The sequence below is a fragment of the Blautia sp. HCP28S3_G10 genome, from assembly GCF_052065235.1.
Lineage (GTDB): Bacteria > Bacillota > Clostridia > Lachnospirales > Lachnospiraceae > Blautia_A.
The window spans coordinates 1-9,329 of the sequence record NZ_JBQHUL010000065.1 but is presented as its reverse complement, the minus strand read 5'-3'; the positions used below and the strand labels follow the sequence as shown (position 1 = coordinate 9,329).

Genomic DNA, 9,329 nt, shown 5'->3' with positions numbered 1-9,329 from the left:
TTGGCTATCTTCCCGTTTTACTGTTTTAAGGTTTGTTCTTAAAAATTTAATTTAAAGAAATTTTCGAGAATCGTATGTGTTTCACTGTTCAGTTATCAATGTTCTTTGTGCGCTACTCTCTCAAGCAGCTTTATTACTTTACCACATTCATTTCCGAATGTCAAGTACTTTTTCAAGTTTTTTTATTTCAAAACTTGAAAGCGGAGAAGGAGGGATTTGAACCCTCGCGCCGCTATTAACGACCTACTCCCTTTCCAGGGGAGCCCCTTCGGCCAGCTTGGGTACTTCTCCAAATTGCCCTACGCAATCACTTCTTTTTTCAGAAGCGTTTCACATTATATCGCGTTGTGTTTTGTTTGTCAAGAACTTTTTATTTTTCTCAACCAACGGAGAGAGTGGGATTCGAACCCACGCGCCCTTGCGGACAAACGGTTTTCAAGACCGCCTCGTTATGACCACTTCGATATCTCTCCATATGATATTTATCATTTTTTGTTTACGCCACTCGTTCAGCGCAAGATGTATTCTATCATCATTTATTTCATCTGTCAACAATAAATTTCATATTTTTTCATGAATTTTTCAAAAATACTTCTGCAATCCCCAAATCTTCTGGAGTTGTAATCTTTATATTCTGGTAACTGCCTTCTGCAAGGCATACTTTTATCCCGGTTTCCTGCTCAACTACCATTGCATCATCTGTAACATTGCTCATGTCTCTGGTACGAATGCTTTCATGGGCATTTCTGATCAGTTTATACTGAAAAATCTGCGGAGTCTGAATCAACCAGACTCTGCTCCTGTCCGGTGTCTCTGCAATAAAGCCGGATTCATCTGCAATTTTGACAGTATCTTTAGATGGCACGCCCACAGCACAGGCACCTGTTTCTTTTGCCCCTTCCAGGCCTCTCTCCAGTATTTCTTCAGTTATAAAAGGACGTGCGCCATCATGTATCAGCACATAGTCGCTGTTTTCGCAGGCAAGAAGTCCCTGATAGACAGAGTCATACCGTTCTTTTCCACCTGGTATCACCTTCGTAACCTTGGTAAACCCATATTTTTCCACAATTTCCTTCTGACAATAAGAGACCGAGTCCTCTCCTGTTACGAGAATGATATCCTCTATAAGATGACTCTCCTGAAAACATCTCAGTGAATAATAAAGGACAGGATACCCCTTGATTTCCAGGAACTGTTTCTGTATTTTGGCATGCATTCGCCTTCCCTGTCCTGCCGCCAGAACGATTGCCGTGTTTTTCATTTGCATTCTTCCTCTCTGACAAAATCCGAATATAGTCGTGCTGTTCAGCGTTCTCCTAAGCGAAGATTCGGCACTGCATTCAGATCCCACCCATGACGGGTGCCTTTTTTGTATTCATAATAGGCAGCAACTCCGATCATTGCCGCATTATCTGTACAGAAAATAGGTGATGGACGGAAGAAACGATAGCCATGCTCCTGGCAGGCTTTTTCCATTGCCGCACGTAATGTACCATTGGATGCCACTCCGCCTGCAATCGCTACTTTATCCATCTTATAATCTCTGGCAGCCATCATGGTATGTTCCACCAGTACATCTACAACTGCTTTCTGGAAAGAAGCTGCCAGATCTGCCCTGTTCACTTCTTCACCTTTCATCTGGGCCTGATTAATGTAATTCAGTACGGCCGATTTTACGCCACTGAAGCTGAAATCATACGGACAGTCTCCGATTTTGGCACGCGGAAACGTTATTGCCTCCGGATTTCCCTCTTTTGAAAGCTTATCAATCTTTGGACCACCAGGGTATCCCAGCCCAATAGCACGTGCAACTTTGTCAAACGCTTCTCCTGCTGCATCATCTCTGGTTCGTCCGAGAATCTCAAACTCACCATAATCTTTTACTATAACAAGATGGGTATGGCCTCCCGATACGATCAGACACAAGAATGGTGGTTCCAGATCAGGATGTTCTATGTAATTAGCCGAAACATGCCCCTCAATATGATGTACACCGACTAACGGCAGTTTTTTTGCATAGGCAATTGCTTTTGCTTCTGCTACACCTACAAGAAGAGCACCTACAAGTCCCGGACCATACGTCACACCGATTGCATTCAGATCATCAAGTGTTACACCTGCTTCTTCCAATGCAGCCTCCACCACCTGATTAATTTTCTCAATATGTTTACGTGAAGCAATCTCCGGAACTACGCCTCCGTAAAGTTTATGAAGTTCAATCTGGGAAGAGATCACATTTGAGAGTATGGTTCTTCCGTTTTTGACAACAGAAGCCGCTGTTTCGTCACAGGAACTCTCAATTGCCAGAATTAATGTACCTTCCATATTCGACACCTCTAGTCTTCTTCAAAATTCAATTCTATGCTTTTACCATCTTTACCAGGATAAGCCGCCGGAAAAATTCCTCTTACCATATCCATATATTCTTCCGGACGTATCAGCGACGGGCTGTAATGTGTCAGCCAGAGTTCATTGACCTGGGCATCATGTGCCAGTGTTGCAGCCTCCCTGAATGTCATATGTTTATATCCTTTGGCTTTTTCAATTTTATCTTCTTCACCATACATCCCCTCACAGATAAAAAGATCCGAATTCTTTGCATTACGCAGAATAGATTCTGTTGGTCTTGTATCTGTAGTATATGTCAGTTTGATTCCTTTTCTATCCGGTCCTAGAACCATATCCGGTGTATAAATTTTCCCATCTGCCTCTATGGTCTGCCCTTTCTGAAGAGGATTCCAGTATTTAAGGGGAATTTCCTGTTCTTTAGCACGGTCAGGGGAAAATTTGCCCTGTCTAAGTATTTCCAGTGTATATCCATAGCAGATTACATTATGGTTCACTCTGAACGCAGTAATCCTGTATCCGTTCAGTTCCAACACCTCTTCAGGTTTTGTTATCTCAATAAATTTAATTTCAAAAGGCAGTTCCGGTGCGATCACTCTCAGCGCATTAACTACCCGTTCAAGTCCTTTTGGTCCTACAAGAGTCAGCGGTTCTGTTCTGTCCGCATTTCCCATTGTAAGAAGCAGGCCAGGAAGTCCGCTGATATGATCTCCATGATAATGTGTAAAACAAATCACATCTATTGGTTTAAAACTCCAGCCTTTCTCTTTTACGGCAACCTGAGTTCCTTCTCCACAGTCAATCAGAAGACTGCTTCCATTGTATCTTGTCATCAATGCAGTCAGCCATCTCCTTGGAAGCGGCATCATTCCTCCGGTTCCCAACAAACAAACATCTAACATTTTTTACCTCATTTTATTATTAATTCCGGTTTTCAGAAAAGTGGTTATTTCCTGCGTGTCATCAGAACAGCATTTTCCAATGGATTTGTATAATAATTTTTGCGCAAACCATCTTCTGTAAAACCAAGTCTCTGATAAAGCCTTCTCGCTGTATCATTTCCCTCACGTACCTCCAGATGGACAGTTCTTACACCTCTGGCTTCTGCCATCATCAGCATACTGTCTACCAGAAAATATCCGATTCCCTCTTTTTGTCGCTCTCTGCGTACTGCAACATTCAGAATATCGCCTTCATCCAGAACTATCTGCATACTGCAATAACCCAGGATTTTTCCTTTTTCTTCTACGACAAAGAACATACTTTCATCTTTTATAAGGAATGTAAAAAAGCCTTCTTTGCTCCATGGTACCGAAAAAAGACTGTTTTCTATTTCAACGACCTGATCCAGATCCTCAACCAGCATTTCTCTGAATGTCATAAATTTTCACCGTTCTCTATTTTTAATTTTTCGGCACGTTCCCTTTCTGCCTGGGATACACGCAGATAATCCGGAACATGTTCCATGGCCGTCTGTGTCTTACCTTCACGATAATATTCCATTCCAAGTGCTGCAATTGCCGCTGCACGCTGTTTATTTATATGAGCAGGTGCAAAAGCAAACGGAACAGCAAGTTCCTGCCTGATCATTTCCCTGAATACTGACACTCCGTCTCCAAGAAATGTAACCGGCTGGCCAAGTTTATTCAGTTTACTGATCAACTCTTCCATCGGAACTGCCATCTGATCTTCCAGTACTCTGAGTCTGTGATCTTCAAAGCGGTAAATTCCTGTATAAACCTGTTTTCTCCTTGCATCCATGATCGGGCATATAATTCCCTGCGTATCATAGAGGTTATACGCAAGCCCTTCCACTGTAGGTATTGCAACAAGCGGTTTTTTTAATGCCAGGCCAAGGCCTTTTGCAGTAGCTGAGCCTATACGAAGGCCGGTAAAAGATCCCGGTCCTGCTGCAACTGCTATAGCATCTACGGAATTCAGATCCAACTCTGTCATTTTCACAATTTCATCCAGCATCGGAAGTAATGTCTGGGAATGAGTTTTTTTGTAGTTTACTGTGTATTCTGCAATCAGAACATCATCTTCTACAACCGCAACTGATGCAACAATTCCGGAACTGTCCAGTCCTAATATCTTCATTTATTCTTCTCCTCTATTGTAATCTGTCGGTAGTCAAAACCTTTTTCCAGATTTTTTTGTATTGTAATAGAAATCCTGTCTTCAGGCAGAATTTCTTCAATCAGCTCTGCCCACTCAATCAGACAGATGCCATTCCCAAAGAAATAATCATCATACCCGATTTCTTCCATTTCCTCTATATCTCCAATGCGATACACATCGAAATGATAAAATGGAAGTCTTCCTTCTTCGTAAACCTGCACGATCGTAAATGTAGGACTATTTACAGGCTCTGTTAGCCCAAGACCCGCAGCAACGCCCTGGGTAAATACTGTTTTTCCTGTTCCAAGGTCTCCTGTCAGTGTATAAACCTGACCAGCTTTTGCCCGGCTGCCTATTTTTTTCCCCAGTTCAAATGTCTCTTCAGGGCTTCCTGTTTCAATTACCATCTCTGCCCTCACCTTCCTTTTTCCTTGCAAAAATGTTCTCTGCATATTATAATAGAGCCCACAAAGAAAAACAATACCTTTTATAAAAGGAGGAAATTATGGCAAATCCAATCATAACCATTACTATGGAAAATGGTGATGTAATGAAAGCAGAACTGTATCCGGAAATTGCACCGAATACTGTAAACAATTTTATCAGTCTTATAAAAAAAGGATTCTATGACGGACTTATTTTCCATCGTGTTATTAATGGTTTCATGATCCAGGGCGGCTGCCCGGACGGAACAGGCATGGGCGGACCCGGATACAGTATCAAGGGTGAATTTGCCCAGAATGGCTTCGCAAACGATCTTGCACATACTGAAGGAGTTCTTTCCATGGCAAGAGCCATGCATCCTGATTCAGCAGGAAGCCAGTTCTTCATCATGCATAAAAATGCACCGCATCTGGATGGCGCTTATGCAGCATTTGGAAAAATTATTGAAGGAATGGATATCGTAAATAAAATCGCTGAAACTGAAACTGATTTCAGAGACAGACCACTGGATGAACAGCAGATCAAATCCATGACTGTTGATACACAGGGTGTTGATTATCCAGAACCGGAAAAATGCTGATTATTTTCCAAAATAAAAAGAGAAGGCTGTGGTAACTCATAGCACTTCTCTTTTTCATTCTGTTCAGTTTTCAAATGTATATACCTTTCCTTCCAAAACAGCAAAATATAATTCTGACTCCTTTTCTATCGCTGCTCTGCCGTTTGTTCCTTCCGTTATGGCTTTCTGTAATTCTTCTGCCGCCCCCGATTCAACCAGAAGTTTCAAAATCACCTTGTCTGTATATTCACTGTCAACGACTGGTACATTACGTTCTCCTGCTATGTACTGAATTTTTCCTATTCCGGTATAATCTGTAGTCACTTTTAATGTAATGCCGCGTTTTTTCTCTATGACCCGGCTTCCGGCCAGTCCTTCCTGAACTGCCTTTGAATAGGCCCTTACAAGCCCTCCTGTTCCCAGAAGAACCCCTCCGAAATATCTGGTAACCACAACTGCCACATTATAAATTTCTTCTCCCAGAAGCACATCCAGCATTGGTCTCCCAGCTGTTCCTGAAGGTTCCCCATCATCACTGCATCTGGTAAATTCACGATTAAGCCCTATGGAATAAGCATAACAGTTATGTCTTGCATCCCAGTATTTCTTCTTCATTTCTTCCAGAAATGCCAGTGCTTCCTCCTCTGTGGAAACAGGCCTTACAGTTGCTATAAACCGGGATTTCTTTTCGGTTATTTCTCCTGTTCCGCCTTCCATTATTGTTTTGTATTGTTCCAACATACGCTCTCCTGTCTCTGTCCTCAGCCAGTTATTTTTGCTTTTATAAACACAGGCCATAACTGCTTCTCGCAGCTACAGCCTGTATCTTAAGTCTGAGTTTTACGCTACAGCGTCTCCGCCGCCATCGCCACCGTCGCCTCCGGTATTGTCTCCTCCACCATTGTCACCTCCGGTGTTATCTCCTCCAGTGTTGTCTCCTCCGGTGTTATCTCCTCCACTGTTGTCTCCTCCAGTGTTGTCTCCTCCACCATTGTCACCTCCGGTGTTGTCTCCTCCAGTGTTGTCTCCTCCACTGTTATCTCCTCCGGTGTTATCTCCTCCGGTGTTATCTCCTCCGGTGTTGTCTCCTCCGGTATTTGTTCCATCAGTGTTGCCAGGATCCGGTGTTGGACTCACCTCAAATGTTTCTTCCTCAACATTATATTCTGGAATTGATTCTTCCTCATAGAAATGCTGATCACAGTAGTCTGTAGGCACATCTCCAATATCAAAGTACTCTGTAATGACCGGACAGCCGGCTCTTGGAAGCAATCCTGTCTCTGAACAGATGCTGATTTCTTCGACGCTTGCCGGCATATCGAAATCTTTATCCGGCAGTCCCTCATGAATCCTGGTCATGACTTTTTTCCATAGATTCTTATGGAAGTTCCTTGCATCTTCCGGAAGTTTCTCATTATTATCATATCCAGACCATACCGCACAGGTATAATACGGCGTATATCCCACAAACCAGAGATCATTATACGCATCTGTTGTACCTGTTTTTCCTGCTACTGTCATGTTTTCCAGCTGGCACGCTGTACCTGTACCCTGTTTGACAACATCTTCCATTGCACTTGTCAGAAGCCATGCTGTACTTTCTTTGATAACAGAACGTTCTGCTGAAGTTTTTTCAACAAGGACATTTCCATTATGATCAAGTATCTTTGTATAATAAATAGGTTCAATATAATTTCCACTGTTGGCAATTGCCGCATATGCAGCACAGAGTTCTACATTTGTAACACCGTTTGTAAGACCACCCAGTGCCAGAGGCAGATTGGCATCTGTCCATATGGTGCCATTGGCATCTTTGTCTGCTTCTGTTCCGTGTGCCAGTGTTGTAAATCCAAAGTTATCCAGATACTGCAGGCCAAGTGAAGGTGTTACTTCTTCAAGACACTTGACAGCTACCACGTTGATAGAATTCTGAATAGCAGTACGGATTGTTGTTGTTCCTCCATAACTCTTACTTGCATTATTAACAGGCGATCCATCCGGATAGTTATATGGTTCATCTTCAAATGTAGTTGCAAGAGTCATGCCTTTTTCATTTAATGCAGGTGCATAAGTAGACAGAATCTTAAACGTAGAACCTGGCTGTCTTGTAGTATCTGTTGCTCTGTTCAGTGTAAGACTGGCTGTTTTTTCACCACGTCCGCCTACGATTGCCTTAACATAACCTGTATGCTGATCGATCACACTCATGGAAGACTGCGGCTGAGGGGCAAAACTTACTCTTTCTGCAACTACCGTACTTCCGTCAGCAAGTATATGCTCTTTATAACGGTCGACATAACTCTGTGCTTCTTCCTGCGAGTCAAAAAGGAGATCAAACTCAGGGTCTTCGTTCTGGAAATACAGTTTGAGCATTTCTTTGCTGTAGTTTACTTCCTCACCCTGCGGGTCCTTGACTGTCAGTGCATAATCAAGCGCATACTGTACGTAATCCGGATAATTGGACGGATCAGAATATTCTTCATCCAAAATGTTCTGGATCTTCGGATCCTGAGTTGTATAAATGCTCAGACCACCACTGTAAACAAGGTTCTGCGCCTGCGTTCTGGTATATCCCTTAATTTTCATAAGGTCATTGATCACCTGATCAATAAGCTCATCTTCGAAATATGAATATACTGTATTTTCACTGTCTGACTGTTCAAGCTGAGCTGCCTGTATACGTGAATATACATCATCATTACTAACTTCATCATACTGCGCCTGGGTAATATATCCCTGAGTCAGCATATGATCCAGAACTTCTTTACGTCTCTTGGCGTTTGCTTCCGGATGCTCAATAGGGTTGAACTGAGTCGGGTTCTGAGTAATCCCTGCAAGTGTGGCACACTCAGAAAGATTCAGATCCCATACATCCTTATTAAAATACTGTCTGGCAGCAGCCTGCACTCCATAAGCACCTGCGCCAAGGTTGATAGTATTCAGATAATTCTCCAGAATCACATTCTTGTCATTGATTTTTTTCTCAACTTCTATAGCAAGATACTGTTCCTGAATTTTTCGTGTAAATCGTTCAAGCCAGCTGGACTCCTGCGTCCAGTTGGTAAATACATTATTTTTCAGCAGCTGCTGGGTAATAGTACTGGCACCTTCTGAAAGATTTCCCGTAGTGATATTTCTTACAAAAGCACGGAGAATACCTCTTACGTCAATTCCGTTATGTTCATAAAAACGTTCGTCCTCGATGGCAACAACTGCGTGCTGCAGATCCACCGGAATCTGTTCAATTGATACCGGAAGTCGGTTTGAACTTGGAGCTGTAAGTTTTCTCAGCTGATTTCCATCACCATCATACAGGAAAGTTGCATAGCCCAGAGGTGATATATCAACATCATTTACATCCGGGGCATTATCTATGATTCCCCGAAACGCTCCGATTCCCACACATCCGATTACCACACAGACTGTGATCAGAGCAACAAACAGGACTCTGATTAGCGAAACATGTGCTCTTTTTCCCATCATGGAGGTACGGGAAATCAACGAATTTCGCTTTTTTGAGACTGATTTTTTTCCGTAATTCATGGTTTTCCTCCTTTATAGTCCGTTCTATTATAACAAATAAGAATTCGTAAATAAAGCCCTAAAAAAAACTTCACATTTATTATTTCCCGACCAGCAATGATTATGTCCCCGGATATTTACCTGTGAGCAATATCATAATTATATCAAACTCCACAAAATCACCTGTAATCGCAGAATCTTCTCATTAAAAAAGAGCCTCCGCAAAATGAGGTGACCCCAAAAAGTTAGACTTTTATTGCGTAACAGATTTTGTCTGTTACGCATTTTTTATGCAGCCAAGAGGCTAAGCCTGTATTGAACAGGACTCATCCATCCT

At 42.4% G+C, this 9,329-nt stretch carries 9 protein-coding genes and 2 tRNA genes; 1 reads left to right on the top strand and 10 read right to left on the bottom strand.

The window, feature by feature from the left end; all coding sequences use genetic code 11:
• Positions 1-201: 201 nt before the first annotated feature.
• The 8 genes from ACTNB8_RS15810 to tsaE all read right to left on the bottom strand — a co-directional run bounded on the left by ACTNB8_RS15810 (position 202) and on the right by tsaE (position 4,874).
• A tRNA-Ser gene (locus ACTNB8_RS15810) sits at positions 202-291 on the bottom strand.
• A gap of 96 nt (positions 292-387) precedes the next feature.
• Positions 388-473 (bottom strand) — tRNA-Ser (locus tag ACTNB8_RS15805).
• 98 nt (positions 474-571) lie between these two features.
• On the bottom strand, positions 572-1,267 hold the full coding sequence (gene ispD, locus ACTNB8_RS15800; protein WP_441056035.1) for a 2-C-methyl-D-erythritol 4-phosphate cytidylyltransferase: 696 nt from the start codon (positions 1,265-1,267) through the stop codon (positions 572-574).
• Between the two features lie 38 nt (positions 1,268-1,305).
• Positions 1,306-2,325 carry a tRNA (adenosine(37)-N6)-threonylcarbamoyltransferase complex transferase subunit TsaD gene (gene tsaD, locus ACTNB8_RS15795; RefSeq protein ID WP_441056034.1) on the bottom strand — a complete coding sequence of 340 codons (1,020 nt, stop codon included), beginning with the start codon at positions 2,323-2,325 and terminating at the stop codon, positions 1,306-1,308.
• Between the two features lie 11 nt (positions 2,326-2,336).
• Positions 2,337-3,248, bottom strand: a complete 912-nt coding sequence (locus ACTNB8_RS15790) for a ribonuclease Z (protein ID WP_441056033.1) — start codon at positions 3,246-3,248, stop codon at positions 2,337-2,339.
• Positions 3,249-3,292: 44 nt separating this feature from the next.
• A complete protein-coding gene (gene rimI, locus ACTNB8_RS15785) occupies positions 3,293-3,727 on the bottom strand; it encodes a ribosomal protein S18-alanine N-acetyltransferase (RefSeq protein WP_441056032.1) in 435 nt (144 codons plus the stop codon).
• The gene (gene tsaB / locus ACTNB8_RS15780; protein WP_441056031.1) at positions 3,724-4,446 is read right to left on the bottom strand and encodes a tRNA (adenosine(37)-N6)-threonylcarbamoyltransferase complex dimerization subunit type 1 TsaB; all 723 of its coding nucleotides are present in this window, start codon (positions 4,444-4,446) and stop codon (positions 3,724-3,726) included. Before tsaB ends, rimI begins: the two co-directional genes overlap by 4 nt.
• A complete protein-coding gene (tsaE, locus tag ACTNB8_RS15775) occupies positions 4,443-4,874 on the bottom strand; it encodes a tRNA (adenosine(37)-N6)-threonylcarbamoyltransferase complex ATPase subunit type 1 TsaE (protein ID WP_441056030.1) in 432 nt (143 codons plus the stop codon). The genes tsaB and tsaE overlap by 4 nt, the downstream gene beginning before the upstream one ends.
• 98 nt (positions 4,875-4,972) lie before the next feature.
• On the opposite strand from tsaE, the gene ACTNB8_RS15770 reads away from it, so the two are divergent.
• Complete coding sequence (locus ACTNB8_RS15770; RefSeq protein WP_441056029.1) at positions 4,973-5,491, top strand: peptidylprolyl isomerase; 519 nt, start codon at positions 4,973-4,975, stop codon at positions 5,489-5,491.
• Positions 5,492-5,554: 63 nt separating this feature from the next.
• Here ACTNB8_RS15770 and ACTNB8_RS15765 read toward each other — a convergent pair whose 3' ends face one another.
• Both ACTNB8_RS15765 and ACTNB8_RS15760 read right to left on the bottom strand, forming a co-directional pair.
• On the bottom strand, positions 5,555-6,211 hold the full coding sequence (locus tag ACTNB8_RS15765) for a YigZ family protein (RefSeq protein ID WP_441056028.1): 657 nt from the start codon (positions 6,209-6,211) through the stop codon (positions 5,555-5,557).
• 99 nt (positions 6,212-6,310) lie between these two features.
• Complete coding sequence (locus ACTNB8_RS15760) at positions 6,311-9,013, bottom strand: transglycosylase domain-containing protein (protein ID WP_441056027.1); 2,703 nt, start codon at positions 9,011-9,013, stop codon at positions 6,311-6,313.
• Positions 9,014-9,329 lie beyond the last annotated feature (316 nt).

Excerpts from the sequence above, each read along its gene's own strand:
- ispD (WP_441056035.1), bottom strand. The coding sequence starts at position 1,267 with ATGCAAATGAAAAACACGGCAATCGTTCTGGCGGCAGGACAGGGAAGG.
- tsaD (WP_441056034.1), bottom strand. The coding sequence starts at position 2,325 with ATGGAAGGTACATTAATTCTGGCAATTGAGAGTTCCTGTGACGAAACA.
- ACTNB8_RS15790 (WP_441056033.1), bottom strand. The coding sequence starts at position 3,248 with ATGTTAGATGTTTGTTTGTTGGGAACCGGAGGAATGATGCCGCTTCCA.
- rimI (WP_441056032.1), bottom strand. The coding sequence starts at position 3,727 with ATGACATTCAGAGAAATGCTGGTTGAGGATCTGGATCAGGTCGTTGAA.
- tsaB (WP_441056031.1), bottom strand. The coding sequence starts at position 4,446 with ATGAAGATATTAGGACTGGACAGTTCCGGAATTGTTGCATCAGTTGCG.
- tsaE (WP_441056030.1), bottom strand. The coding sequence starts at position 4,874 with ATGGTAATTGAAACAGGAAGCCCTGAAGAGACATTTGAACTGGGGAAA.
- ACTNB8_RS15770 (WP_441056029.1), top strand. The coding sequence starts at position 4,973 with ATGGCAAATCCAATCATAACCATTACTATGGAAAATGGTGATGTAATG.
- ACTNB8_RS15765 (WP_441056028.1), bottom strand. The coding sequence starts at position 6,211 with ATGTTGGAACAATACAAAACAATAATGGAAGGCGGAACAGGAGAAATA.
- ACTNB8_RS15760 (WP_441056027.1), bottom strand. The coding sequence starts at position 9,013 with ATGAATTACGGAAAAAAATCAGTCTCAAAAAAGCGAAATTCGTTGATT.